23 protein-coding genes are annotated in these 25,154 nt (G+C 66.3%); 15 read left to right on the top strand and 8 right to left on the bottom strand.

Features of this window, described 5'->3' with window-relative positions; translation table 11 throughout:
• The first annotated feature begins 65 nt into the window (after positions 1-65).
• Both AC5P88_RS06125 and AC5P88_RS06120 read left to right on the top strand, forming a co-directional pair.
• Complete coding sequence (locus AC5P88_RS06125; protein WP_111193861.1) at positions 66-395, top strand: hypothetical protein; 330 nt, start codon at positions 66-68, stop codon at positions 393-395.
• Positions 396-464: 69 nt separating this feature from the next.
• Positions 465-2,561, top strand: coding sequence for a prolyl oligopeptidase family serine peptidase (locus tag AC5P88_RS06120; RefSeq protein ID WP_111111646.1), 2,097 nt, complete (start codon positions 465-467; stop codon positions 2,559-2,561).
• A gap of 108 nt (positions 2,562-2,669) precedes the next feature.
• Here the strand turns inward: AC5P88_RS06120 and AC5P88_RS06115 are convergent, their stop codons facing one another.
• Positions 2,670-3,854, bottom strand: coding sequence for a pyridoxal phosphate-dependent aminotransferase (locus AC5P88_RS06115; protein WP_495224593.1), 1,185 nt, complete (start codon positions 3,852-3,854; stop codon positions 2,670-2,672).
• Positions 3,855-4,045: 191 nt separating this feature from the next.
• Between AC5P88_RS06115 and AC5P88_RS06110 the strand changes: the two genes are divergently transcribed.
• From AC5P88_RS06110 to hslU, 8 genes are all read left to right on the top strand, one after another.
• Complete coding sequence (locus tag AC5P88_RS06110; protein ID WP_495224592.1) at positions 4,046-6,157, top strand: S9 family peptidase; 2,112 nt, start codon at positions 4,046-4,048, stop codon at positions 6,155-6,157.
• 54 nt (positions 6,158-6,211) lie between these two features.
• Positions 6,212-6,637 (top strand): YbaN family protein, encoded by a 426-nt coding sequence (locus AC5P88_RS06105; protein ID WP_106550485.1) that lies wholly within the window; start codon positions 6,212-6,214, stop codon positions 6,635-6,637.
• 159 nt (positions 6,638-6,796) lie between these two features.
• The gene (gene lptM, locus AC5P88_RS06100) at positions 6,797-7,069 is read left to right on the top strand and encodes an LPS translocon maturation chaperone LptM (protein WP_106550484.1); all 273 of its coding nucleotides are present in this window, start codon (positions 6,797-6,799) and stop codon (positions 7,067-7,069) included.
• On the top strand, positions 7,062-7,913 hold the full coding sequence (gene dapF, locus AC5P88_RS06095) for a diaminopimelate epimerase (RefSeq protein ID WP_106550483.1): 852 nt from the start codon (positions 7,062-7,064) through the stop codon (positions 7,911-7,913). Before lptM ends, dapF begins: the two co-directional genes overlap by 8 nt.
• Positions 7,910-8,584 (top strand): DUF484 family protein, encoded by a 675-nt coding sequence (locus AC5P88_RS06090; protein ID WP_106550482.1) that lies wholly within the window; start codon positions 7,910-7,912, stop codon positions 8,582-8,584. The genes dapF and AC5P88_RS06090 overlap by 4 nt, the downstream gene beginning before the upstream one ends.
• A 16-nt stretch (positions 8,585-8,600) precedes the next feature.
• Positions 8,601-9,473, top strand: a complete 873-nt coding sequence (gene xerC, locus AC5P88_RS06085) for a tyrosine recombinase XerC (protein WP_106550481.1) — start codon at positions 8,601-8,603, stop codon at positions 9,471-9,473.
• Positions 9,474-9,655: 182 nt separating this feature from the next.
• On the top strand, positions 9,656-10,207 hold the full coding sequence (gene hslV, locus AC5P88_RS06080; RefSeq protein WP_005411093.1) for an ATP-dependent protease subunit HslV: 552 nt from the start codon (positions 9,656-9,658) through the stop codon (positions 10,205-10,207).
• Between the two features lie 60 nt (positions 10,208-10,267).
• Positions 10,268-11,641, top strand: coding sequence for an ATP-dependent protease ATPase subunit HslU (gene hslU, locus AC5P88_RS06075; RefSeq protein ID WP_087924230.1), 1,374 nt, complete (start codon positions 10,268-10,270; stop codon positions 11,639-11,641).
• 126 nt (positions 11,642-11,767) lie between these two features.
• Here the strand turns inward: hslU and AC5P88_RS06070 are convergent, their stop codons facing one another.
• A complete protein-coding gene (locus AC5P88_RS06070; protein WP_495224700.1) occupies positions 11,768-12,754 on the bottom strand; it encodes a Gfo/Idh/MocA family protein in 987 nt (328 codons plus the stop codon).
• A 60-nt stretch (positions 12,755-12,814) separates the two neighbouring features.
• The gene (gene smeT, locus AC5P88_RS06065) at positions 12,815-13,474 is read right to left on the bottom strand and encodes an efflux transporter SmeDEF transcriptional repressor SmeT (RefSeq protein ID WP_286074218.1); all 660 of its coding nucleotides are present in this window, start codon (positions 13,472-13,474) and stop codon (positions 12,815-12,817) included.
• Between the two features lie 224 nt (positions 13,475-13,698).
• Between smeT and smeD the strand changes: the two genes are divergently transcribed.
• The 3 genes from smeD (at position 13,699) to smeF (ending at position 19,501) form a co-directional block, all read left to right on the top strand.
• A complete protein-coding gene (gene smeD / locus AC5P88_RS06060; RefSeq protein WP_495224590.1) occupies positions 13,699-14,883 on the top strand; it encodes a multidrug efflux RND transporter periplasmic adaptor subunit SmeD in 1,185 nt (394 codons plus the stop codon).
• Between the two features lie 12 nt (positions 14,884-14,895).
• Entirely contained in the window at positions 14,896-18,018 is a 3,123-nt protein-coding gene (gene smeE, locus AC5P88_RS06055; RefSeq protein WP_495224589.1) for a multidrug efflux RND transporter permease subunit SmeE, read from the top strand.
• 97 nt (positions 18,019-18,115) lie between these two features.
• Complete coding sequence (smeF, locus tag AC5P88_RS06050) at positions 18,116-19,501, top strand: multidrug efflux RND transporter outer membrane subunit SmeF (protein WP_495224588.1); 1,386 nt, start codon at positions 18,116-18,118, stop codon at positions 19,499-19,501.
• Between the two features lie 109 nt (positions 19,502-19,610).
• Here the strand turns inward: smeF and AC5P88_RS06045 are convergent, their stop codons facing one another.
• The 5 genes from AC5P88_RS06045 to AC5P88_RS06025 all read right to left on the bottom strand — a co-directional run bounded on the left by AC5P88_RS06045 (position 19,611) and on the right by AC5P88_RS06025 (position 21,983).
• Positions 19,611-20,063, bottom strand: a complete 453-nt coding sequence (locus AC5P88_RS06045; RefSeq protein ID WP_080354734.1) for an REP-associated tyrosine transposase — start codon at positions 20,061-20,063, stop codon at positions 19,611-19,613.
• Positions 20,064-20,170: 107 nt separating this feature from the next.
• Positions 20,171-20,593: a low affinity iron permease family protein gene (locus tag AC5P88_RS06040; protein ID WP_495224587.1), complete on the bottom strand. Its 423-nt coding sequence runs from the start codon at positions 20,591-20,593 to the stop codon at positions 20,171-20,173.
• Between the two features lie 67 nt (positions 20,594-20,660).
• Positions 20,661-20,996, bottom strand: coding sequence for a hypothetical protein (locus AC5P88_RS06035; protein WP_106550474.1), 336 nt, complete (start codon positions 20,994-20,996; stop codon positions 20,661-20,663).
• 75 nt (positions 20,997-21,071) lie between these two features.
• Entirely contained in the window at positions 21,072-21,332 is a 261-nt protein-coding gene (locus tag AC5P88_RS06030; RefSeq protein WP_478446354.1) for a hypothetical protein, read from the bottom strand.
• Between the two features lie 198 nt (positions 21,333-21,530).
• On the bottom strand, positions 21,531-21,983 hold the full coding sequence (locus AC5P88_RS06025) for a nucleoside deaminase (protein WP_049399252.1): 453 nt from the start codon (positions 21,981-21,983) through the stop codon (positions 21,531-21,533).
• 80 nt (positions 21,984-22,063) lie between these two features.
• Between AC5P88_RS06025 and ubiE the strand changes: the two genes are divergently transcribed.
• Both ubiE and AC5P88_RS06015 read left to right on the top strand, forming a co-directional pair.
• On the top strand, positions 22,064-22,825 hold the full coding sequence (ubiE, locus tag AC5P88_RS06020; protein ID WP_006471026.1) for a bifunctional demethylmenaquinone methyltransferase/2-methoxy-6-polyprenyl-1,4-benzoquinol methylase UbiE: 762 nt from the start codon (positions 22,064-22,066) through the stop codon (positions 22,823-22,825).
• Positions 22,826-23,097: 272 nt separating this feature from the next.
• Positions 23,098-25,026, top strand: a complete 1,929-nt coding sequence (locus AC5P88_RS06015) for a M1 family metallopeptidase (protein WP_106550472.1) — start codon at positions 23,098-23,100, stop codon at positions 25,024-25,026.
• Positions 25,027-25,154: the final 128 nt, after the last annotated feature.

The following is a 25,154-nucleotide window of genomic DNA, read 5'->3' as shown; positions in this document are numbered from 1 at the left end:
TGGTGTCGCAACCTGTGAGAAGGGCCTTGCCCAAGCTGTGTTGCATTGTCCACCGGAGAAGCCCCATGAACGCTCGTTCCGTTCGTCGCCCTGCAACTGAACGCGTCATCATTGAACGCGCCGACCCGCGCCTGCTGCGCAGCGTACGGCAGGTCGCTCTGGCCGGCCTGGCGCTGGTACTGGTCTGGCCAGCCGCTCGTGGCAGCAACGCCTGGCTGGGCTGGCTGCCGATGTGGCTGGTGGGCATGCCGCTGGTGGCCTGGTGGGCGCTGCTGCGCTTCCCTGTGCCGCGCCTGTCGTGGTTGCGGCTGGCCCGTCGCACCGGTGGACAGGCGCGACGCCGCAGCCGTGGCGCGGTCCGTGGTGGCCGCCGTGGCTCGACCGCCGCGGCCTGACCTTCGACACGGGGGCGGCTGCAGCGATCCATGCTAGCGTTCCACGGCTTATGACTGCCTGGAGCTGCAATGTCTCGACTCGCTTCCGCCTGCCTGTTGGCCGGCATGATGACCGCTGCCTCGGTGGGGACCGCCGTGGCCGCTGAAGACACCGATCGCTACGCCTGGCTGGAGGACGTCACCGGCGACAAGCCGCTGTCCTGGGTCAAGGAACAGAATGCCAAGTCCGAAGCGCGCCTGGCGCAGACCCCGGCCTTCAAGCAGATGGAGACCAGCATCCGCGAGGTGCTCGACTCCGACGCCAAGATTCCCGCCGTGCAGAAGATCGGCGACTACTACTACAACTTCTGGAAGGACCAGCAGCACGAGCGCGGCCTGTGGCGGCGCACCACGCTGGCCGAGTACCGCAAGGCCTCGCCGCAGTGGGAAACCGTGCTCGACCTGGATGCGCTGAACAAGGCCGAGGGCGAGAACTGGGTCTGGCACGGCGCCGACTGCCTGCGCCCGGACTACAGCCGCTGCCTGATCGCGCTGTCGCGCGGTGGTGCCGATGCCGACGTCACCCGCGAATTCGATCTGTCCAGCAAGAGCTGGATCAAGGACGGCTTCTTCCGTCCCGAGTCGAAGGGTGGCCTGAACTGGATCGATCGCGACACCGTGTTCGTCTACACCGACTTCGGTGCCGGCTCGATGACCACCTCCGGCTACCCGCGCGTGGCCAAGCTGTGGAAGCGTGGTACGCCGATGGCCTCCGCCAGCGTGGTGTATGAAGGCAAGCCGGAAGACATGTACATCGCGGCGATGCACGATGACACTCCGGGCTTCGAACGCAACCTGGTCAGCCGCACGCTGGCGTTCTACAACAACGAGATCTACCTGCGTGGCGACGATGGCACGCTGACCAAGATCGACGCGCCGAACTCGGCCGAGAAGGGCCTGCACAAGCAGTGGCTGACCCTGGAACTGCGTGATCCGTGGACCGTGGGTGGCAAGACCTATGCGTCCGGTTCGCTGCTGGCGACCAGGCTGGATGACTTCCTGGCCGGCAAGCGCGAGTTCGACGTGCTGTTCACCCCGACCGCGACCACCTCGCTGGCCGGCGCCACCTGGACCAAGAGCCATCTGGTGCTGAACGTGCTGGATGACGTCAAGAACCGCCTGTCGGTGCTGACCCCGGGCGCCAATGGCTGGCAGACCAGCCGCTTCGTCGGCGCGCCGGCCTTCGGCACGCTGGGCGTGGCCGCGGTCGACAGCAACGACAGCGACGCGGTGTGGCTGACCGCCACCGACTACCTGACCCCGACCACCCTGGCGCTGGCCGAGATCGGACAGGCCCCGGAAACGCTGAAGACCATGCCGGCCTTCTTCGATGCCAAGGGCAAGGTGATCGAGCAACACTTCGCCACCAGCAAGGACGGCACCCGCGTGCCGTACTTCGTGGTGCACGACAAGGCGATGAAGCTGGACGGCTCCAACCCGACCCTGCTGTATGGCTACGGTGGTTTCGAGATCTCGCTGACCCCGGGCTACTCCGGTGGCATGGGCCGCGCCTGGCTGGAGAAGGGCGGCGTGTACGTGGTTGCCAACATCCGTGGCGGCGGCGAGTACGGCCCGCGCTGGCACCAGGCTGCGCTGAAGCAGAACCGCCACAAGGCCTATGAAGACATGGCCGCCGTGGCACGCGATCTGGTCAAGCGCAAGATCACCACCGCCAAGCACCTGGGCGTGCAGGGCGGCAGCAACGGTGGCCTGCTGACCGGCAACATGCTGACCCAGTACCCGGAGCTGTTCGGTGCGGTGGTGGTGCAGGTGCCGCTGCTGGACATGAAGCGCTACAGCCACCTGCTGGCCGGTGCGTCGTGGATGGCCGAGTACGGCAACCCGGATACCAGCGACTGGGAGTTCATCAAGACCTTCTCGCCGTACCACCTGTTCGACGCGAAGAAGAACTACCCGCCGGTGCTGTTCACCACCTCCACCCGCGACGACCGCGTGCACCCGGGCCATGCCCGCAAGATGGCGGCGAAGATGATCGATGCCGGCAAGGACGTGACCTACTACGAGAACATCGAAGGTGGCCACGGCGGCGCAGCCAACAACGCGCAGGCCGCGCACATGTCGGCGCTGGCCTACAGCTTCCTGTGGGAACGCCTCGGCGGTAAGTGATGGAATGAAAAACGCCGCCTTCGGGCGGCGTTTTTCGTTATTGGGTAGCGCCGGGCCATGCCCGGCGCGCGCGTAGCGCGGCAGGATGCCGCCGGGCATGGCCCGGCGCTACCGGAAGTGCTTCAACCCGCGCGCAATCCGCTCCACCGCCTCCTGCAACCGCGGCACTTCCTGCGTGTAGGCCAACCGCACGTGCTGGTTCGCACGGTGGAAGCCGAAATCCAGCCCCGGCGTGAATGCCACGTGCTCGGTTTCCAGGAAGTGGGCGCAGAACGCCTGCGCGTCATCGGTGAATGCGCTGACATCGGCGTACAGGTAGAACGCACCCTGTGGCTCGACTTCGATACGGAAGCCCAGTTCACGCAATGCCGGCAGCAGGAAATCGCGGCGCTGGCGGAAGGCTTCGCGACGCTGCTCGAAGATCGCCATCGCTTCCTCGCTGAAACACGCCAGTGCGGCATGCTGGGCGATGCTCGACGCGCTGATGTACAGGTTCTGCGCCAGTTTCTCCAGGTCCGGCACCGCCGCCGGTGGTGCCACCAGCCAGCCCAGCCGCCAGCCGGTCATGCCGAAGTACTTGGAGAAGCTGTTCAGCACGAACGCGCTGTCATCCACCTGCAGCACGCTGGGCGCATCCAGGCCGTAGGTCAGGCCGTGATAGATCTCGTCCACCACCAGGTGGCCGCCGCGCGCATGCAGGGTCTTCGACAGTGCTGCCAGTTCGTCGGCGGACAACACGGTGCCGGTGGGATTGGCCGGTGAGGCGACCAGCGCGCCGACGCTGTCCGCGTTCCAGTGCTGTTCGACCAGCGACGGAGTGAGTTGATAGGCGGTCTCTGGCCCGACCGGCACCAGCTGCGCGCCGCCTTCCACCAGGCGCAGGAAGTGGCGGTTGCACGGATAGCCGGGGTCGGCCAGCAGCCAGTGGCGGCCGGGGTCGACCAGCAGGCTGCTGGCCAGCAGCAGCGCGCCGGAGCCGCCGGGGGTGACCAGGATGCGCTCGGGGTCGATGTCCAGCCCATAGTGGCTGCGATAGAAGCCGCTGATCGCCTGGCGCAGGGCCGGCAGGCCACGTGCGGCGGTGTAGCGTGTATGGCCGGCGGCCAGTGCGGCCTGTCCGGCACGCACGATCGGTTCGGCGGTGGTGAAGTCCGGTTCGCCGATCTCCAGGTGGATCACATCGTGGCCCGCCTGTTCCAGCGCCTGAGCGCGGGCCAGCAGGGACATCACGTGGAACGGGGCGATTTCATGGCTGCGCCGGCTGTAGCCCGGCGTGTGGGGCAGGGTGCTCATGCGCCCATGGTACGCCGCGCGCCGGGGTCGGATCCCTTTTGCGCGCAAAAGGGCTCTGACCCCAACAGAAACCGCACCATGACGATCCGCAGGGTTGCCGCATCGCCGCGATTGGGGTCAGATCCCTTTTCGGGAAAAGGGATCTGACCCCGTCGAAGACCATTGCATTGATGCGCCTGGAGCCTTATTTCATGAAACCTACCCTCTGCCTGTTGCTCGCCAGCCTGATGACCACCACTGCCAACGCCGCCCCCCTGCCTGTTCCGCCGGATGCCGCCAAGCACCCGCATGTGGTCAAGGCGCCGTTCGGCGCGACCCGCAATGATGACTACTACTGGCTGCGCGACGACAAGCGCGAGAACAAGGACATGCTGGCCTACCTGCAGGCCGAGAATGCCTATGCCGACCAGCTGCTGGCGCCGTTGAAGCCGCTGGAAGACACCCTGTACAAGGAGATCGTCGGCCGCATCAAGCAGGACGATTCCAGCGTGCCGGCGCGTGAGCGCGGCTACTGGTACTACAGCCGCTTCGAGACCGGCCAGGACTACCCGATCCATGCGCGCCGCAAGGGCAGCATGGACGCGGCCGAAGAAATCCTGCTGGACGTGAATGCGATGGCTGCCGGCAAGGGCTACTTCAGCGTCGGCTCCATGGAAGTGAGCCAGGACAACCAGCTGCTGGCCTGGGCCGATGATGACGTCGGCCGCCGCCAGTACACGATCCGCTTCAAGGACCTGGCCACCGGCAAGGTGCTGCCCGATGTGATCACCGGCAGTTCCGGTGATCTGGTCTGGGCCGACGACAACCGCACCGTGCTGTACGTCGAGAACGATCCGGAAACGCTGCTGACCGTGCGGGTGAAGAAGCACGTGCTAGGCACCCCGGCCAGCGCCGATACTGTCGTCTACGAAGAGAGGGACGACAGCTTCTACATGGGCATCGGCCGCACCCGCGACGATCGCTTCATCACCATCGGCGTGCACAGCACCGTGTCCTCGGAAGAGCGCTATGCACCCGCCAGCGACCCGACCACGTTCACCGTGCTGGCGCCGCGCCAGCGCGACGTCGAGTACGACGCCGACCACTACGATGGCCGCTGGGTGATCCGCACCAACGACGGTGCGAAGAACTTCAAGCTGGTCACCGCACCCACCGATGCCACCTCGCGCGCGCAGTGGAAGGACTGGATCGCGCATGACGATGCCGTGTTCATCGAGGGCTTCGAACTGTTCGACAGCTACACCGCCATCGCCGAACGTTCCGAAGGCCTGGAGCGCATCCGCCTGCTGTTCAAGGACGGCCGCAGCGACTACGTGAAGGCCGATGAGCCGGCGTATTCGATGGGCCTGGGCGACAATACCGAAGCCGACACGCCGTGGCTGCGTTACATCTACACCTCGATGACCACCCCGACCACGGTGTTCGAACTGAATACCGCCACCGGTGAGCGTCGCCAGCTGAAGGTGCAGCCGGTGATCGGCTATGACGCCTCGAAGTACGAGACCGATCGCGTCTGGATCACCGCGCGCGATGGCGTGAAGGTGCCGGTGTCGCTGGTCTACCGCAAGGGCTACAAGAAGGACGGCAAGGGCGCGCTGTTCCAGTACGCCTATGGCAGCTACGGCATGTCGATGGACCCGTACTTCAACCAGACCGCGGTGAGCCTGCTCGACCGTGGCGTGGTGTATGCCATTGCCCACATCCGCGGTGGCCAGGAAATGGGCCGCGACTGGTACGAGAACGGCAAGCTGCTGCACAAGCAGAACACCTTCAACGACTTCATCGACGTCACCCGTGGCCTGGTGGCGCAGGGCTGGGCGGCGAAGGATCGCGTGGCGGCATCTGGAGGCAGTGCCGGTGGCCTGCTGATGGGCGCGGTGGCCAACCAGGCGCCGCAGGACTACCGCGTGATGGTGGCGCAGGTGCCGTTCGTCGACGTGGTCACCACCATGCTCGACCCGACCATTCCGCTGACCACCAACGAGTACGACGAGTGGGGCAACCCGGAGCAGAAGCCGTACTACGACTACATGCTGTCCTACTCGCCCTACGACAACGTGAAGAAGCAGGCCTATCCGGCGCTGTTCGTGGGCACCGGCCTGTGGGATTCGCAGGTGCAGTACTGGGAACCGGCCAAGTGGGTGGCCAAGCTGCGTGACGACAACACCGGCCATTACCCGATCCTGTTCCGCACCAACATGGAAGCCGGCCACGGCGGCAAGTCGGGGCGCTTCCAGCGTTACCGCGAGCTGTCCGAGTCGTATGCGTTCGTGCTGCAGCAGCTGGGCATCGCCCAGCCGTGATCGCGACAGGGTGCCGGGCACTGCCTGGCACCCTGAACCGGTATCCTTGCGGCCATGAGCGCGCCAGATCCTTCCGCCCCACGCGACGCCACCACGCCACCGCGCGTGGTGCGTTTCCGCTGGGCGTGGTGGCTGCTGGCCTACGTCAGCCTTGGCACCGGCATCGTCGGCATCTTCGTGCCGGGCCTGCCGACCACCGTATTCATCCTGATTTCGGCCTGGGCCGCTTCGCGCGGCTCCGAGCGCCTGCACACCTGGCTGCTGCAGCATCCGCGCTTCGGTCCGGCCATCGCCAACTGGCAGGCGCACGGGGCGGTCAGCCGCTACGGCAAGTGGATGGCCACGATCACGATGGCGGTATGTGCCGGCATCATGCTGTGGTGCGTGCCGATCGCCTGGGTGAAGTGGTTCTCGATCGGCAGCATGACCGTGGTGGCGATCTGGCTGTGGACCCGGCCGCTGCCGCCGCCGGAGGGCTGAACATGGCCCGCCAGCGGCGCCCGTGGGGGCGGTAAGGGGTAGAGTCGACTGTTGGTCGACTATCGCGCGCAGCGCGGGGTTTTCGCTATCTGATCGAAGAGCAGTCGACTGACAGTCGACTCTACCTACCGCTCAGCCGCCAATGGCTATACTCGGGGCATGAAGATCCCCCATCGAAACGCCATCCTGATTCCGCTGGCAGCGGCCTCGCTGCTGTTCCTCGCCGCCTGCGGCAACAAGGGCCCGCTGGTACTGCCGCAGAAGCCGGTGCCGGTGGAAGAAACCGTCGAACCGGTTGCCGAGCCCGCGACCGAAGCGGCCCCGGCGGAGACCCAGGGCAGCGGCACACCGGCCACGACCGTGGACCCGGCTGCACCGACCACCCAACCGGCGCCTGCGCCTGCGAAGAAGGTGGGCGGCGGGAATGAGTAAGGCCGGTTCCAAGGCGCTGCGCTTCAGCAAGATGCATGGCGCGGGCAATGATTTCGTAGTGATCGACCTGCGTGACGGCACCGCGCCGCCCACGCCTGAACTGGCCGCGCGCCTGGCCGACCGCCACACCGGCGTCGGCTGCGATCAGATCCTGACCATCGAGGCGCCGCGTGCGGAAGGCTCGGTGGCCTCGTATCGCATCTGGAATGCCGACGGTTCCAATTCCGAGCAGTGTGGCAATGGCGCGCGCTGCATCGCGGCCTGGCTGGTGCGCGAAGGCAGTGCACAGGGGGACCGTTTCGTCATCGACAGTCCGTTGGCAAGCCATGACGTGGAAGTGCTGGGCGATGGCCAGTATGCGGTGACCATGGGCGTGCCCGCGTTCGAGCCGGCCAACGTGCCGCTGATGGGCTTTGCCCATGCGCGCGAGGAGTACCTGCTGCCGTTGCAGGGTGAAAGCGTGCGATTTGCCGCGGTGTCGATGGGCAACCCGCATGCGGTGATCGAAGTGGGCCTGATCGATGCTGCGCCGGTCGAGCGCGTCGGTGCGCTGCTGCAGCAGCATGCATCGTTCCCGCGCTCGGTGAACGTGGGCTTCGCCCAGGTGATGGGCCCGGCGCATGCGCGTCTGCGTGTGAATGAGCGTGGCGTCGGCGAAACCCTGGCCTGCGGCAGCGGCGCCTGCGCCGCCGCGGTGACCCTGATGCAGCGCGGCCGCCTGCAGCGTGATGCACGCATCAGCCTGCCCGGTGGTGACCTGCGCATCCAGTGGCCGGGCGATGGCCAGCCGGTGGTGATGGCCGGCCCGACTGCATTCGTCTTCGAAGGGGAGTGGATCGCATGACCGAAACCGTCGACAAGCTCGGGGCCCATGAAGTCGCTGCCTGGTTGCGGCGTCATCCCGGCTTCCTCAAGCAGTTCCCGGACCTGGCCCTGACCCTGGTGGTGCCGCGTGACGACGGCCCGACCGCGTCGCTGGCCAGCTACCAGCTGGAAGTGCTGCGCGAGAAGAACCGCGAGCTGGCACGACGGTTGGCCGACCTGGGCGCGACTGCCCAGGTCAACGAACGCCTGGCGGTGCGCACGCACCAGCTGACCCTGGCGTTGATGAAGCAGGACAACGCCGCCGACACCCTGCGTGCGATGGCGGCCTCGCTTCAGGAAGACTTCGCTGGCGATCTGGTACGGCTGGTGGTGCACACGCCTGTTCCCGGGCTGGAACAGGCCGACTGGCTGCAGGTGATCGCCGCCGATGATCCGCAGCTGGGCCCGTTCCGCGACTGCCTGAAGGACGGCGAGCCGATCTGTGGCCGCCTGCAGCCGGAAAAGAACGCCGTGCTGTATGGCGTGCGCAGCGAGGAGGTGCAGACCACCGCACTGCTGCCGCTGCCGGGCGTGGGCCTGATCGCGGTCGGCAGCCACGATCCGAACCGCTTCTATCCGGGCATGGGCACGCTGTTCCTGCGCATGATGGGCGATGCCCTGGTCGCCGGCCTGAAGCGCTTCGCGAGCTGAGCAGGACACCACGACGATGAGCGCGGTACAGGCCTTCCTGCAGCACCTGCAGGTGGAGCGGCGGATGTCGGCGCATACGCTCGATGCCTACCGCCGCGACCTGGATGCGCTCTCGGTCTGGGCCGAGCCGCGTGGCGTGGCGGTGGAGGCACTCGATGCCGACGCGCTGCGCCAGTTTGTTGCCGATGAGCATCGCCGCGGCCTGTCCGCGAAGAGCCTGCAGCGCCGGTTGTCGGCGTGCCGGAGCTTCTACGCCTGGCTGCTCAAGCACGGGCGCATCGAGGTCAGCCCGGCGGCGACGCTGAAGGCGCCGCGCGCACCGCGCCGGTTGCCACAGGTCCTCGACGCCGACGAAGCCGTGCAGCTGGTCGAGCTGGAGCCGGAAGGCGAGCTCGGCCGCCGCGACCGCGCGCTGCTGGAACTGTTCTATTCCTCCGGCCTGCGCCTGAGCGAAGTCTGCGCGCTGACCTGGCGCGACCTGGATTTCGACAGCGGGTTGGTCAACGTGCTGGGCAAGGGCAATCGCCAGCGCCGCGTGCCGTTCGGCCGGCCGGCGCGCGAAGCCCTGCAGGCGTGGCGCACGGAGAGTGGTGGCGGCCCGGCCTCGCCGGTGTTTCCCGGCCGCAACGGGCCGATCAGCCAACGCGCGGTGCAGATCCGCATCCGCCAGCTGGCGCAGCGCCAGGGCCTGTTCAAGCACGTGCACCCGCACATGCTGCGGCACAGTTTCGCCAGCCATATCCTGGAATCGTCCGGTGACCTGCGTGGCGTGCAGGAACTGCTCGGCCACGCCGACATCGCCACCACGCAGATCTATACCCACCTCGACTTCCAGCACCTGGCCAAGGTCTACGACGCCGCGCATCCGCGCGCCAAGCGCCGCCGGTAGCCGACCGTCCGCCGGGCATGGCCCGGCGCTACCGGTTTCGTGGGCTATCGCCGTGGTAGCGCCGGGCCATGCCCGGCGAGCGCAGCGGTATCGCTGCCTTCGCGCTGAACGGCAGCCATCCGCGCAGGCTTGATCGCACCGGGCGCTGTCCCCATGTCCCGTGAACAGCTATCGGAGGCCGCATGGACCCCAGTCAGAATCCCAATGTTTTCCACGCCACCACCATCGTCTGCGTCCGTCGCGGCGAGCACGTGGCCATCGCCGGCGACGGCCAGGTCACGCTGGGCCACACCGTGATGAAGGGCAATGCGCGCAAGGTGCGCCGCCTTGGCCGTGATGGCCAGGTGCTGGCCGGCTTTGCCGGTGCCGCCGCCGACGCCTTCACGCTGTTCGAGCTGTTCGAGGCCAAGCTGGAAAAGCACGGCCAGCTGCAGCGTGCAGCGGTCGAGCTGGCCAAGGATTGGCGCACCGAGCGCCGCCTGGGCAAGCTCGAAGCCCTGCTGGCCGTGGCTGACAAGGAAACCTCGCTGATCATCAGCGGCACCGGCGATGTGATCGAGCCGGAGGACGGCATCATCGCCATCGGTTCCGGCGGTTCGTATGCCCTTTCGGCTGCGCGTGCGCTGATGGCACACACCGAGCTGGATGCGCGCACCATCGCCAGCGAGGCGATCGGCATCGCCGGTGACATCTGCATCTACACCAACCGCAACGTGGTGGTCGAGGAGCTGTAACGCCTCCCGATCCGCCGGGCATGGCTCGGCGCTACCGACAACGAATCCGTGAGCACATCCATGTCGAAGATCGAAGTTTCCTCCGCCACCATGACCCCGCGCGAGATCGTGCAGGAACTGGACCGGCACATCGTGGGCCAGCACGACGCCAAGCGCGCGGTGGCCATTGCCCTGCGCAACCGCTGGCGTCGCATGCAGCTGGTGCCGGAGCTGCGCAATGAAGTGATGCCGAAGAACATCCTGATGATCGGCCCCACCGGCGTCGGCAAGACCGAGATCGCGCGTCGCCTGGCCACGCTGGCCAACGCGCCGTTCGTGAAGGTCGAAGCGACCCGCTTCACCGAAGTCGGCTATGTCGGCAAGGATGTCGAACAGATCATCCGTGACCTGGCCGATACCGCAGTGAAGCTGTACCGCGAACAGGCCAAGGTGCGCGTGCGTACCCAGGCCGAAGAACGTGCCGAAGACCGCATCCTCGATGCGCTGCTGCCGCGCCGCAGCGGTGGCATCGGCTTCGATCCGGAAGTCGCCCGCAACGAACCGTCGGCGCAGGACAACGAGACCCGCATCAAGTTCCGCAAGATGCTGCGCAACGGTGAGCTGGACGAGCGCGAGATCGAACTCGACCTAGCTGCCAATGTCAGCATGGACATCATGACCCCGCCGGGCATGGAGGAAATGGGCCAGCAGCTGAAGTCGATGTTCGCCAACCTCGGCGGTGGCGCCAAGGCGCACAAGCGCACGCTGACCATCAAGGCCGCGCGTCCGCTGCTGATCGAGGAAGAGGCCGGCAAGCTGGTCAACGAGGACGACATCCGCACCGCGGCGATCGAGGCCTGCGAGCAGCACGGCATCGTGTTCATCGACGAGATCGACAAGGTTGCCAAGCGTGGTGACAACGTGGGTGGTGGCGATGTGTCGCGCGAAGGTGTGCAGCGCGATCTGCTGCCGCTGGTGGAAGGCTCCAACGTGTCCACCAAGTACGGCACGATCAAGACCGACCACATCCTGTTCATCGCCTCCGGTGCGTTCCACCTGGCCAAGCCCAGCGATCTGATTCCGGAGCTGCAGGGCCGCTTCCCGATCCGCGTCGAGCTGGGCGCGCTGAGCAAGGGCGACTTCGTGCGCATCCTGACCGAGCCGAAGGCCGCGTTGACCAAGCAGTACGAAGCACTGCTGGCTACCGAAGGCGTCAAGGTCAGCTTCACCGCCGACGCCATCGAGCGCCTGGCCGAGATCGCCTTCCAGGTGAACGAGCGCCAGGAGAACATCGGTGCCCGTCGCCTGCACACCGTGCTGGAACGCCTGCTGGATTCGCTCAGCTACGAGGCACCGGACCGCGACGGCGAGACCCTCGCCATCGACAGTGCCTACGTCGATGCGCACCTGGGTGAGCTGGTGCAGGATCCGGACCTGAGCCGCTACATCCTGTAATGCGCGTTGGGGTCGGATCCCTCGCCGTGGCGAGGGCCCTGACCCAGCCCGCGCCCTGCAGAAAGGCCGCCGGAAGGCGGCCTTTCTGCAGGGCGCGGGTGGTTCCAATCCACGCATGGCGTGGATCTACTGTGTCATGCGGTAGGCGTGCAGCACCTGATCGATCACTGCGCTGGTGCGCGCAGCGCTGATGCCGGTCGACGGTGAGCGTCCCTTGCCGCGCAGCTCGTCCACGAGCGAGGCGATCAACGGTTGTTGGACCGATGGTGGATTCGGGATATCGAATGTCTGCACGCCGGCTTCGGTCTCCAGCACCACCGGAACATCCTCGAAGGTGGCGAAGCGCAGCTGCCCGCGGTCGCCGGTGATCTCGATCTCATCCTGGCGGCGGAAGGCGCAGAAGCTCCATTGCGCGATGCCGTGCGCGCCGTTGCCGGTACGGAAGCACATCGAGACACTGTCCTCGGCGGCGTAGGCACCGGTCAGCGAACTGGCCAGGCCATGGACATCGATCAAAGGCCCCAGCAGATGGTCGAGCAGGTCCAGCGTGTGCGAGCCAAGATCGACGAACAGGCCGCCACCAGAGATCGCGGGATTGGTCCGCCAGAAGTCCGGTGACGCTGCCTGCATCGAGTGTGGCCGGTGCAGGCTGGCGCGCACGCTGCGCGGCGTGCCGATCGCGCCGCTGTCCAGCAGCTGTTTCACCTTTGCGAAGCGGGGCAGGGCGCGGCGGTAATAGGCCACGAACACCGGCACGCCGCTGCGGGCACTGGCCGCGATGATGCGCTGGCACTCGCCATGGTCCATGGCCATCGGCTTTTCGATGTAGACCGGCTTGCCCGCGGCAATCGCCTGCAGCGCATAGTGCATGTGCGTGGAGGGCGGCGTTGCAACGTAGATCGCGTTCACCTCCGGATCGGCGATGAGCGCATCGGCATCCGAGTACCAGCGGGGAATCGCATGGCGCCGAGCGTAGTCCTCGGCCAGTGCCGCATTGCGGCGCATCACTGCCGCTACCCGTGAGCCCGGCGTGCTGGCCAGGGCCGGGCCACTCTTTTTCTCGGTGACGCTGCCGCAGCCGATGAAGCCCCACACCACGTTGTCCAGGACCATCGCTGCGTTCTCGCTGTTGATCGGGTCAGGGGCGCGCAACGTTCGCTGCGCCAAGGTGTTCTAGGCTTCCGGCAACGGCTCGGGCACCGTACCGGGAACGAACACGCCGTCCTTCACGTAGGCGGCCAGGGTCATGTCCAGGGCGATCATGCCGTCGCGCTTGAGATCCATCAGGTCCGGTTCGACCATCGCACCGTGCAGCACGCCGAGGATGGTTGCATGCAGCATGCGTGCGGCGATCTTCGGGTCGGCGCCGTCTCGCAGCTGGCCCAGGTCCTTGGCCCGGCGCAGGGCGCGCTCCATCCGATCCAGTCCGTCGCGGAAGCCGGCCTGCTGCAGTTCGGTCAACACCTTGGTGTCGGCCGAGGCATCGCTGCGCAGCATGATCTCCATGGTCTTGCGCAGGCGCTCGTCCTCGGACAGTTCGATGAACGAATGGATCATCACCGCGCGCAGGTCGTGCACCGGCGTGTCGCGCTGGTCGCTGGAGGTGCGCTCCAGTTCCTGCATGAAAGGCAGGTGCACGCGCTCGACGATCGCGGCCAGCACCTCGCTCTTGTTCTTGAAGTGCCAGTAGACCGCGCCGCGGGTGTAGCCGGCGCGGGCACCGATCATCTCCAGCGTGGTACGGGCCACACCGTGTTCATGGAAACAGGCTTCGGCGGCGTCAAGGATGCCTTCCCGGGTTGCCTGGGTGTCCTCTTTGGTCTTGCGGGCCATGGATGGGTACGAGTGCGGGTGAAACGTGGCTGAATTGTACCGGTTTACAAACAAACAAGCATGTATGTATATTTCGTTCCCATCATTCCCGTCGTGTGCGTGGCAGGCCGGTCCGGCTCCCACTCCACCCGGGTGGGCGCGATCTGCGGGGTTCTCACCGGAACAGGGGGAAGCCCGTTGTATCAGCGTGTTCTGAGATTCCTTCCTCCAAGAGCCTTTCCGTCATGTTGCTGAGCCGAATCCGACCCTTTGCACTGTCGCTGGCGATCGCCGCGACCGTGGCTGCCTGCGGCGGCCAACCCCAGGCCCCCGAGCAGGGCCCGGGTGACGTCACCGTGGTCACGCTGAAGTCCGAGACCGTGGGCCTGACCCGCGAACTGCCGGGCCGTACCAATGCCTTCCTGGTTGCTGAAGTGCGCCCGCAGGTCAACGGCATCGTCGCCAAGCGCCTGTTCACCGAAGGCGGCATGGTCAAGGCCGGCGAGCCGCTGTACCAGATCGAGGACGCCAGCTACCGCGCCCAGGCCAACAGCGCCCGCGCCCAGCTGGCCCGTGCCGAAGCCACGGCCAATGCTGCGCGCCTGAGCGCCAAGCGCATCACCGAGCTGGCCAAGGTTGATGCGGTCAGCCAGCAGGATCTGGAAAACGCCGTGGCCGCGCAGAAGCAGGCCGAGGCTGATGTCGGTGCCGCCAAGGCCTCGCTGGATGCGGCCAACGTCACCTTGGGCTATGCCCGCATCGTCGCGCCGATCAGCGGCCGCATCGGCAAGTCCAGCGTCACCCAGGGTGCGCTGGTCAGCGCCGGCCAGGCCAATGCCCTGGCCACCGTGCAGCAGCTGGACCCGATCTATGTGGACCTGACCCAGTCCTCGGCCGAGCTGCTGCAGCTGCGTCGTGAACTGGCCGCTGGCCGCCTGCAGGACAACCAGTCGCTGCCGGTCAGCATCCTGATGGAAGACGGCAGCACCTTCGAGCACAAGGGCACGCTGGAGTTCTCCGAAGTCAGCGTCGATCCTGCTACCGGCAGCTTCGGCCTGCGCGTGAAGGTGGACAACCCGGACGGCCTGCTGATGCCGGGCACCTATGTGCGCGCGGTGATCGGTGGCGGCGTGCGCAGCGATGCGGTACTTGTGCCGATGGCTGGCATCGCCCGCGATCCGAAGGGTGATACCACCGCGATGGTGGTCGACAAGGACAACAAGGTCGAAGTGCGCCCGGTCAAGGTCAGCCGCACGGTTGGCGACAAGTGGCTGGTCGAGGACGGTCTGAAGGCAGGCGACAAGGTCATCGTCGAAGGCCTGCAGAAGATCGGCCCCGGCATGCCGGTCAAGGCCACCGAGAAGGGCGCTGCTCCGGCCAAGCCGGCGGCGGCCGCCCAGCCTGCGGCCCCGGCCGGCGACGCGAAGTAAGCGGAGAACCCCATGGCACGCTTTTTCATCGATCGACCCATCTTTGCATGGGTCATCGCCATCATCATCATGCTCGCCGGCGGCCTGGCCCTGTTCAAGCTGCCGGTCTCGATGTACCCCAACGTCGCACCGCCGGCGGTGGAAATCAGCGCCACTTACCCGGGTGCATCGGCCAAGGTGGTCGAGGACTCGGTGACGCAGATCATCGAGCAGAACATGAAGGGCCTTGATGGCCTGATCTACTTCTCCTCCAACAGCTCGTCCAACGGCCAGGCCACCATTACCCTGACCTTCGAGAGCGGCACCAACCCGGACATCGCCCAGGTGCAGGTGCAGAACAAGCTGCAGCTGGCCATGCCGCTGCTGCCGCAGGAAGTGCAGCGGCAGGGCATCAACGTGGCCAAGTCCAGCTCGGGCTTCCTGAACGTCATCGCGTTCGTGTCCGAGAACGGCAGCATGGATGCCAACGACATCGCCGACTACGTCGGCTCCAATGTCGTCGACCGCCTGAGCCGCGTGCCGGGCGTGGGCAACATCCAGGTGTTCGGTGGCAAGTACGCCATGCGCATCTGGCTGGACCCGAACAAGCTGCACACCTATGGCCTGTCGGTTGCCGAAGTGACTGCAGCGGTCAAGGCACAGAACGCCCAGGTGGCCATCGGCCAGCTCGGCGGCGCGCCGTCGATCAAGGGCCAGCAGCTCAACGCCACCATCAACGCGCAGTCGCGCCTGCAGACCCCGGAACAGTTCCGCAACATCATCGTGCGCGGCGCGCAGGATGGTGCCGAACTGCGCCTGGGCGATGTTGCCCGCGTCGAGCTGGGTGCGGAATCGTACGACTTCGTCACCCGCTACAACGGCCAGCCGGCCAGCGGCCTGGCGGTCACCCTGGCCACCGGCGCCAACGCGCTGGATACCGCCGCCGGCGTCAATGCTGCGCTGGAGGACATGAAGAGCTTCTTCCCGGCCGGGCTGAAGGCCGAGATCCCGTACGACACCACGCCGTTCGTGCGTGTGTCGATCAAGGGCGTGGTGCAGACCCTGATCGAAGCGATCGTGCTGGTGTTCGTGGTGATGTACCTGTTCCTGCAGAACTTCCGCGCCACCCTGATCCCGACCATCGCCGTGCCGGTGGTGCTGCTGGGTACCTTCGGCGTGCTGGCGATGCTGGGCTTCTCGGTGAACATGCTGACCATGTTCGCGATGGTGCTGGCGATCGGCCTGCTGGTGGACGACGCCATCGTGGTGGTGGAGAACGTCGAGCGCATCATGTCCGAGGAAGGGCTGTCGCCACTGGAAGCGACCCGCAAGTCGATGGGCCAGATCACCGGCGCGCTGGTGGGCATCGGCCTGGTGCTGTCGGCGGTGTTCGTGCCGATGGCCTTCATGAGTGGTTCCACCGGCGTGATCTACCGCCAGTTCTCGGCCACGATCGTCTCGGCGATGGCATTGTCGGTGCTGGTCGCGATCGTGCTGACCCCGGCGCTGTGCGCGACCATGCTCAAGCCGCTGAAGAAGGGCGAGCACAATGTTGCCCATCGCGGCCTGGCCGGTCGTTTCTTCAACGGCTTCAACCGCGGCTTCGACCGCACCAGCGAAAGCTACCAGCGTGGTGTGCGCGGCATCATCCACCGTCCGTGGCGTTTCATGGGCATCGTTGCGGCGCTGTTCGTGCTGATGGGCGTGCTGTTCGTGCGCCTGCCCAGCTCGTTCCTGCCCAACGAAGACCAGGGCGTGCTGATGGCGCTGGTGCAGGCGCCGGTGGGTGCCACCCAGGAACGCACGCTGGAGTCGATCGCGGCACTGGAAAACCACTTCCTGCAGAACGAGAAGGATGCGGTGGACTCGGTGTTCTCGGTGCAGGGCTTCAGCTTCGCCGGCATGGGCCAGAACGCGGGCATGGCGTTCGTCAAGCTGAAGGACTGGAGCGAGCGTGACGCCAACAATGGCGTGATGCCGATCACCGGTCGCGCGATGGCGGCACTGGGCCAGATCAAGGATGCCTTCATCTTCGCCTTCCCGCCGCCGGCCATTCCGGAACTGGGTACCGCCTCGGGTTACACCTTCTTCCTGAAGGACAACAGCGGCCAGGGCCACGAGGCACTGGTGGCCGCACGCAACCAGCTGCTGGGCCTCGCTGCGGGCAGCAAGAAGCTGGCCAACGTGCGCCCGAACGGCCAGGAGGACACGCCGCAGTTCCGCATCGACATCGACGCGGCCAAGGCGACCTCGCTGGGGCTGTCGATCGACCAGATCAACGGCACCCTGGCTGCGGCATGGGGCAGCTCGTACATCGATGACTTCGTCGATCGCGGCCGCGTCAAGCGCGTGTTCGTGCAGGCCGACCAGCCGTTCCGCATGGTCCCGGAGGACTTCGACCTCTGGTCCGTGAAGAACGACAAGGGCGAGATGGTGCCGTTCAGCGCGTTCGCCACCAAGCACTGGGATTACGGTTCGCCGCGCCTGGAGCGCTACAACGGTGTGTCGGCGATGGAAATCCAGGGCGAACCGGCCCCGGGTGTCGCCTCCGGTGACGCCATGGCCGAGATCGAGCAGCTGGCCAAGCAGCTGCCGGCGGGCTTCGGTATCGAGTGGACGGCGATGTCCTACCAGGAACGCCAGGCCGGCTCGCAGACACCGCTGCTGTACACGCTGTCGCTGATGATCGTGTTCCTGTGCCTGGCTGCGATGTACGAAAGCTGGAGCGTGCCGACGGCGGTGCTGCTGGCGGCGCCGCTGGGCATCCTCGGCGCGGTGCTGGCCAACACCTTCAAGGGCCTGGAACGCGACATCTACTTCCAGGTGGCGATGTTGACCACGGTGGGCCTGACCAGCAAGAACGCGATCCTGATCGTCGAGTTCGCCAAGGAGAACCTGGAGAAGGGTGCAGGCCTGATCGAGTCGATCATGCATGCCGTGCGCGACCGCTTGCGCCCGATCGTGATGACCTCGCTGGCCTTCGGCATGGGCGTGGTACCGCTGGCGATCTCCACCGGCGCCGGCTCCGGCGCCAAGCAGGCGATCGGCACCGGCGTGCTCGGCGGCATGATCGTCGGCACCGTGCTGGGCGTGTTCTTCGTGCCGCTGTTCTTCGTGGTGGTGCAGCGCGTGTTCAAGCGCAAGACCGCCGAGTGATGAAATCCGGTAGCGCCGGGCCATGCCCGGCGGATGCCTCACCGCGTAGCCGCCGGGCATGGCCCGGCGCTACCACCGTGACCCCCAAGGTGTCGCCATGAAATTCTCTTCTCTTGCTGTATCCCTGGCCGGCGTGCTCGCGCTCGCCGGCTGTTCCACCCTGGCGCCGAAGAACACCGCCGTTGCGCCCGCCATCCCGGCGCAGTGGCCGTCCGAGGCTGCACAGGGCCAGGTGGCCGATGTCGCCGCCGTCGGCTGGCGCGACTTCTTCACCGATGCACGCCTGCAGCAGGTGATCGAGCAGTCGCTGCAGAACAACCGCGACCTGCGCGTAGCCGTGCTCAATGTCGAGCGCGCGCGTGGCCAGTACCGCGTGCAGCGCGCCGATCGCGTGCCCGGCGTGGCCGTCACCGGCCAGATGGACCGTCGCGGTACTGATGCCGGCGTCACCGAGCAGTTCACTGCCGGTGTCGGCGTGGCCGAGTTCGAGCTGGACCTGTTCGGCCGCGTGCGCAACCTCAGCGAAGCGGCACTGCAACAGTACTTCGCCGTGGCCGCCAACCGCCGCAACGCGCAGCTGAGCCTGGTGGCCGAGACCGCCACCGCATGGCTGACCTATGGTGCCGACGCGCAGCAGCTGAAGATTGCCGAAGCGACGCTGAAGACCTACGAGGATTCGCTGCGCCTGGCCGAAGCCCGCCACGAGCGCGGCGGTAGTTCGGCACTGGAACTGACCCAGACCCGTACGCTGGTGGAAACCGCGCGCACGGATGCCGCACGCCTGCGTGGCCAGCTGGCCCAGGACCGCAACGCGCTGGCGCTGCTGGCCGGAGGCCAGCTGGATCCGGGGCTGCTGCCGGACAGCATCGAACCGCAGCTGCTGGCGTTGGCGCCGCCGCCAGCCGGCCTGCCCAGCGACGTGCTGCTGCAGCGCCCGGACATCATGGCTGCCGAACACCAGCTGCTGGCGGCCAATGCCAACATCGGTGCGGCGCGTGCGGCGTTCTTCCCGAGCATCTCGCTGACCGGCAGCATTGGCAGCGGCTCGAATGAACTGTCCAACCTGTTCGACAGCGGCACCCGTGTGTGGAGCTTCCTGCCGAAGATCACCCTGCCGATCTTCCAGGGCGGCAAGCTGCGCGCGAACCTCGCTATCGTCAATGCGGATCGCGATATCGCGCTGGCGCAGTACGAGAAGTCGATCCAGGTGGGTTTCCGAGAAACCGCGGACGCACTGGCGCTGAATGTCAGCCTGGATGAGCAGGTGAGCGCGCAGCAGCGCCTGGTGGAAGCCGCCGAACAGGCCAATCGCCTGTCGCAGGCGCGCTACGACGCCGGCCTGGACAGCTTCGTCACCCTGCTCGACGCACGGCGTACCGCCTACACCGCGCAGCAGACCCGCCTGCAGGCCGAACTGGCCCAGCAGTCCAACCGCATCACCCTGTACAAGGTGCTGGGCGGTGGCTGGCACGAGCGCAGCTGAGCAGCAATTCGATACCGGTAGCGCCGGGCCACGCCCGGCGGCTTTTCGTTCCTGCATGCCTGACGTCTGGGGCGGACCGCACTTCGTGCTCGCCGGGCATGGCCAGGCGCTACCGCATGGGCCAACGGCACCATGCAAACGGATATTCATCGAGATGCAGGGTCAACCCTGCTCGGATGGGGTTGCCCAGGATGTACAACGCATGGCGCCTCAAGGCTTCCTCGCTGCGTACCGCGTGATCGAAATAGCTCGGCTGCCACAAAGGCGTCTGTATGCCGAACTGCTGCCCCAGCAACCGGCTGCTGCGGGATTTCACCGTTCCCATCATGCGCGCCAGTGATCCGTCGCGCAGCTGCATCAGCCAATGCAGATGGTCAGGCATGACGACCCAAGCAAAGGACCGACTGAGGCCCATGCGTTCAACATACCTCAATGCATCCACAAGACACGTTGCACAACGTGGATCTTCAAAGACCGGGCGCCGGTGGCGTACGACCGTGGTGAGGACGTAGTAGCCCCCGATACGGGAGTGGCGGCCACGTTCCAGATGACGGCTGGACATGGCGCCAGTCTGCACTGATGGGATGTCCGCCGTTATCAGCCGAGGGCGATGGCCCGTGTGGGATTCTTCCGGGTATCGCGCTCGCCGGGCATGGCCCGGCGCTACCGTCAGATCGCTTCATCATCGCGCGGGGCCGCGCGGCAGGCGCGCACGCGCAGCAGCGCGTCACCGGCCTCGCGGGCCATGCGCTCGTATTCGGCGCGGATCTCTTCCAGCCGTTCCTCGTCCAGTTCTTCCAGATCCAACAGTTCGTTGTTGGCCTCCGCCGTAGCGCGGATCAGCTCGTCCAGCTTGATCTGCATCGCGGCCGTATCCGCGTTCTGCGTGTGCTGGATCAGGAACACCATCAGGAAGGTGATGATGGTGGTGCCGGTGTTGATCACCAGCTGCCAGGTGTCGTTGAAATGGAACAGCGGGCCGGTCACGCCCCACACCATCACGATGGCCACTGCCGCCAGGAAGGTCCATGGCGAGCCGGTGGCGGTCGCCGACTTCTTGGCGATCGTATTGAACAGGTTGCGTGCTTTCATCGTCGTCGTCCCACTCAGGTGACGAGGATGATCAGCAGTGGCGCGTGGAGGCGTCGTGCAGCGGCAGTCAGGCGCGCATGCGTTGCAGGCGCGGCGCATCCTGGATGCGCACCGGGCTGGTCTGGTAGACATGCTGCCAGCAACGATCAACAAACTCGCGGGCCTGTGCTTCGCTCAACCGCGGCATGATCTGCAGGGCGTACTGGGTCTGGAACATCTCGTCACGTTCGGCCTCGCTGGCGCGCGGCTGGGTGATCAGCGAATCACAGGCGAACTTGATCCATGGCACGTAGGAGCCGAACGAGTTGTGCGGCAGTGCGCCCTCGGCATGTTGGCGGCGCCAGTGATCAAGCTCGGCGTCTACGTTGATGACCGGAGGAATGGTGGGGACTTCAGCGTGCATGACAATCCAGTTCGGTTGAGTGGAAAGGGAGTGGGGGTTCATCGGAGTGTGGCGTATGTGCCGGTGCATGCCGCGTCAGCGGGATGTGGAGCCGGTGTGGCGATTGCCGATCAGCTGTGCATGCTCGACCGCGCCCATCTGTTCGGCCATGTCGGCCATCGCGTTGCAGAGGCGTACCTGATCACGTGGATGGCCGTGCACCAGTTCCAGCTGCAGCCCTTGGTAGGCGGTCCAGAAAAGGGGGCCGCGCTGGTGCAGCGCGTAGTGATGCAGCAGGCGCCTGCGGATGGTGTCGAGGATCGGGTCGGGCGTAGGTCGTACGGCGCGCGCGCACATGGCTGGCTCCGCCGGGGTAGGGGACCCCGGTAACCCCACCCTAGGCGCGGCGGCCGGGTGGGGTGTTACCGCAGCGTATGCACAGGGCGCAGCTGACTGTGCACGGGTTCACGGCAATGGCCGCAAACGCTGCCGGCACAACGGAATGCCGGCACTGAAGCGTTCATTAAGCGGGTTCAACAGGACACTGCGCGGTGCTCATTCACCGATGTCTTCGTTCCAGATCTCTGGATGCTGCGCAATGAAACCGCCCAGCAGGTCCACGCATTCCTGGTTGTCCAGGTCGATCACGTTGACACCGTTTTCGCGCAGCCAGTCGATGCCGCCCTGGAAGGTGCGCGATTCGCCCACCACCACCGTGCCGATGTTGAACTGGCGGACCAGGCCCGAGCAGTACCAGCACGGCGCCAGCGTGGTGACCATGATGGTGTCCTGGTAGCGGCGCTGGCGTCCGGCCTTGCGGAAGGCGTCGGTTTCGCCGTGCACCGACGGATCGCCTTCCTGCACGCGGCGGTTGTGGCCGCAGCCGAGCAGGCGGCCGTCGTTGTGGTACAGCGCCGCGCCGATCGGCACGCCGCCTTCGGCCAGCCCCTGGCGGGCTTCGGCAATGGCGGTCTGCAGCAGGGCCTGGTAGTCGGGCGTGGTGATCATGCGGGGCTCCGGTAAGTCGTGGCCCGCCATGATACGGGCAGGGGGTGCCGCTGGCCCCCGGCGGTGCGATAATCGGGGCCATGAGCGAATCCCCCTACAAAGCCGGTACCACCCATTTCGGGTTCCGCGACGTCGCCGCCAAGGACAAGCAGAAGCTGGTCGGCCAGGTGTTCACCTCGGTCGCGCGCAACTACGACCTGATGAACGACCTGATGAGCCTGGGCGTGCACCGGGCGTGGAAGCGCTACTACGTGGCGACCGCGCAGGTGAAGCCGGGCGACCGCGTGCTCGACCTGGCGGGCGGCACCGGCGACATCGCCGCGCTGCTGAAGGAACGCGTCGGCGCCGAGGGTTCGGTAGTGCTGGGCGACATCAACGCCGGCATGCTGTCGGTCGGCCGTGACCGCCTGACCAACCGCGGCCTGGTGCTCGGCCTGGACTACGTGCAGTGCAATGCCGAAGCCCTGCCGTTCCCGGACAACAGCTTCGATCTGGTCACCATCGCCTTCGGCCTGCGCAACGTCACCGACAAGGACGCCGGCCTGCGCGAGATGTACCGCGTGCTGAAGGTGGGCGGCCAGGCCCGCGTGCTGGAATTCTCCGAAGTCACCGCGGACTGGTTCAAGCCGATCTACGACTTCCACTCGTTCAGGATTCTGCCCAAGCTGGGCAAGCTGTTCGCCAACGATTCGGACAGCTACCAGTACCTGGCCGAGAGCATCCGCAAGCACCCGCCGCAGGATGAGCTGAAGGCGATGATGGGGCAGGCCGGCTTCGAGCGCTGCCACTACAAGAACCTGACCGGCGGCATCGTCTCGATCCACTCCGGCTACAAGCTGTAAGCCTTGCCCTGGTGGGTGCCAACCTTGGTTGGCACGCCCCGGCCGCGAGCGATGAAAGATCCGTGCCAACCAAGGTTGGCACCTACCTATAGATGCCGACCTTGGTCGGCACCGGCCTGCCGCGAGCGATGAAGGATCCGTGCCAACCAAGGTTGGCACCCACCAAGGCGCGGCGCCTTCGCGCCCGGCAGGCCATTACCCCGCACCGCGCAACGCCTGCGTGGCCCGGGGGAGGTACCATTGGGGTTTGATCCCCGTAACGGTCCCGATTCATGCGTAATCCGCTGATGCTCCTTCCGCTGGCCGTGGCCCTGGCCGCCGGCTGCTCCCAGGAGGCGGCCGCACCCGCCGCCGCCCCGACTGCCGAAAAGGCCCCCGCCGCCCCCGTGAACGCCGAGAACCGCAGCCACGACGAAAGCTCGTACGCCGAGCCGGACAAGGTCGCCATCAAGGACATCGCGCTGGATCTGAAGCTGGACTTCGACCAGAAGCAGATCGGCGGCACCGCCACCTACACCCTGGAATGGAAGCAGAAGGACGCCAAGCAGCTGGTGCTCGACACCCGCGAGCTGACCGTGTCCAAGGTCGAGGCCGTCGCCGCCGATGGCGCGCGGAGCCCGCTGAAGTTCGAGCTGGCCGCCGCTGACAAGGTGTTCGGCAGCAAGCTGACCATCGAGGCCCCGGAACAGCCGGCCAAGGTGGAAGTGACCTACCACACCGCGCCGACCGCCTCGGGCCTGCAGTGGCTGGCACCGTCGATGACCGAGGGCAAGAAGCTGCCCTTCATGTTCAGCCAGTCGCAGGCCATCCACGCCCGTTCGTGGGTGCCGCTGCAGGACACCCCGAGCGTGCGCTTCACCTACAGCGCGCACGTGGTCTCGCGCCCGGACGTGATGGTGCTGATGAGCGCCGACAACGATCCGAAGGCGGCGCGTGATGGTGACTACACCTTCAAGATGCCGCAGCCGATTCCGTCCTACCTGCTGGCCATCGCCGCCGGCGACCTGGTGTTCGAGCCGATCTCCGGCCGCTCCGGTGTCTGGGCCGAGCCGACCATGGTCAACAAGGCCGCCAAGGAATTCGAAGACACCGAGAAGATGATCGGTGCTGCCGAAAAGCTGTACGGCGAGTACCGCTGGGGCCGCTACGACATGCTGGTGCTGCCGCCGTCGTTCCCGTTCGGCGGCATGGAAAACCCGCGCCTGACCTTCGCCACCCCGACCGTGATCGTCGGCGACAAGTCGCTGGTCTCGCTGGTCGCCCACGAACTGGCGCACAGCTGGTCGGGCAACCTGGTGACCAACGCCAGCTGGAAGGACATCTGGCTCAATGAAGGCTTCACCACCTACGTCCAGGGCCGCATCACCGAAGCCCTGTACGGCAAGGAGATGGCCGAGATGGAGAAGCAGATCGACCAGACCGACCTGCTGGCCGAAGTGAAGGACATGAGCCCGGCCGACCAGGCGCTGGCGCTGCCGCCGCTGAACGAGCGTGACCCCGACGAAGCCCTCAGCCAGGTCGCCTACGTCAAGGGTTCGTGGTTCCTGGAGTTCCTGGAACAGCGCTTCGGCCGCGAGACCTTCGACCCGTTCCTGCGCGGCTGGTTCGATGATCATGCCTTCCAGAGCGCGAACACCGACCAGTTCGTCGACTACATGAAGAAGAACCTGCTGCCGAAGAATCCGTCGGCAGTGACCGAGGCCGAGCTGAAGGCGTGGCTGGACGAGCCGGGCATTCCGGCCTTCGCCACCAAGGCGCAGTCGCGCAACTTCAGCAGCGTCGATACCGCGCGCATCGCGTTTGCCAGCGCCGGCACCGTGCCGAGCAGCCAGGTCATCGCCGACTGGAGCACGCAGGAATGGGTGCGCTTCATCGACGGCCTGGGCGCGACCCAGCCGCTGGACAAGCTGGCCACGCTGGACAAGGCGTTCCACTTCACCGGCACCCCGAATGGCGAGATCGCCATGCGCTGGTACCCGCTGGCGATCCGCAGCGGTTACGAGCAGGCCAATGAAGGCGCGGCTGCATTCATCGAGCGCGTCGGCCGTCGCAAGCTGATCATGCCGATCTACGCCGAACTGGTGAAGACCCCGAAGGGTCTGGAGCTGGCCAAGCAGGCCTTCGAAAAGGCCAAGCCGGGCTACCACCCGATCACCACCGCCTCGGTCCAGGACATGCTGGCCAAGGCTGAAGCCAAGTAAGAAAAAGCGCCGGGCATCCCCCGGCGCTTTTTTTTGTAGAGTCGAGCCATGCTCGACTGGTGTTTGCATGATCTGACGAGCGGCGGGGTGACCCGCCGCTTTTTTCATGGAGTCAGGACCGCAGACTC

This window comes from Stenotrophomonas sp. YJH_SMC_8 (genome assembly GCF_059371315.1).
This window is presented reverse-complemented; position numbering and strand designations above follow the sequence as displayed.

Coding starts and splice junctions, on each gene's coding strand:
- AC5P88_RS06125 (WP_111193861.1), top strand. CDS start 66: ATGAACGCTCGTTCCGTTCGTCGCCCTGCAACTGAACGCGTCATCATT.
- AC5P88_RS06120 (WP_111111646.1), top strand. CDS start 465: ATGTCTCGACTCGCTTCCGCCTGCCTGTTGGCCGGCATGATGACCGCT.
- AC5P88_RS06115 (WP_495224593.1), bottom strand. CDS start 3,854: ATGAGCACCCTGCCCCACACGCCGGGCTACAGCCGGCGCAGCCATGAA.
- AC5P88_RS06110 (WP_495224592.1), top strand. CDS start 4,046: ATGAAACCTACCCTCTGCCTGTTGCTCGCCAGCCTGATGACCACCACT.
- AC5P88_RS06105 (WP_106550485.1), top strand. CDS start 6,212: ATGAGCGCGCCAGATCCTTCCGCCCCACGCGACGCCACCACGCCACCG.
- lptM (WP_106550484.1), top strand. CDS start 6,797: ATGAAGATCCCCCATCGAAACGCCATCCTGATTCCGCTGGCAGCGGCC.
- dapF (WP_106550483.1), top strand. CDS start 7,062: ATGAGTAAGGCCGGTTCCAAGGCGCTGCGCTTCAGCAAGATGCATGGC.
- AC5P88_RS06090 (WP_106550482.1), top strand. CDS start 7,910: ATGACCGAAACCGTCGACAAGCTCGGGGCCCATGAAGTCGCTGCCTGG.
- xerC (WP_106550481.1), top strand. CDS start 8,601: ATGAGCGCGGTACAGGCCTTCCTGCAGCACCTGCAGGTGGAGCGGCGG.
- hslV (WP_005411093.1), top strand. CDS start 9,656: ATGGACCCCAGTCAGAATCCCAATGTTTTCCACGCCACCACCATCGTC.
- hslU (WP_087924230.1), top strand. CDS start 10,268: ATGTCGAAGATCGAAGTTTCCTCCGCCACCATGACCCCGCGCGAGATC.
- AC5P88_RS06070 (WP_495224700.1), bottom strand. CDS start 12,754: ATGGTCCTGGACAACGTGGTGTGGGGCTTCATCGGCTGCGGCAGCGTC.
- smeT (WP_286074218.1), bottom strand. CDS start 13,474: ATGGCCCGCAAGACCAAAGAGGACACCCAGGCAACCCGGGAAGGCATC.
- smeD (WP_495224590.1), top strand. CDS start 13,699: ATGTTGCTGAGCCGAATCCGACCCTTTGCACTGTCGCTGGCGATCGCC.
- smeE (WP_495224589.1), top strand. CDS start 14,896: ATGGCACGCTTTTTCATCGATCGACCCATCTTTGCATGGGTCATCGCC.
- smeF (WP_495224588.1), top strand. CDS start 18,116: ATGAAATTCTCTTCTCTTGCTGTATCCCTGGCCGGCGTGCTCGCGCTC.
- AC5P88_RS06045 (WP_080354734.1), bottom strand. CDS start 20,063: ATGTCCAGCCGTCATCTGGAACGTGGCCGCCACTCCCGTATCGGGGGC.
- AC5P88_RS06040 (WP_495224587.1), bottom strand. CDS start 20,593: ATGAAAGCACGCAACCTGTTCAATACGATCGCCAAGAAGTCGGCGACC.
- AC5P88_RS06035 (WP_106550474.1), bottom strand. CDS start 20,996: ATGCACGCTGAAGTCCCCACCATTCCTCCGGTCATCAACGTAGACGCC.
- AC5P88_RS06030 (WP_478446354.1), bottom strand. CDS start 21,332: ATGTGCGCGCGCGCCGTACGACCTACGCCCGACCCGATCCTCGACACC.
- AC5P88_RS06025 (WP_049399252.1), bottom strand. CDS start 21,983: ATGATCACCACGCCCGACTACCAGGCCCTGCTGCAGACCGCCATTGCC.
- ubiE (WP_006471026.1), top strand. CDS start 22,064: ATGAGCGAATCCCCCTACAAAGCCGGTACCACCCATTTCGGGTTCCGC.
- AC5P88_RS06015 (WP_106550472.1), top strand. CDS start 23,098: ATGCGTAATCCGCTGATGCTCCTTCCGCTGGCCGTGGCCCTGGCCGCC.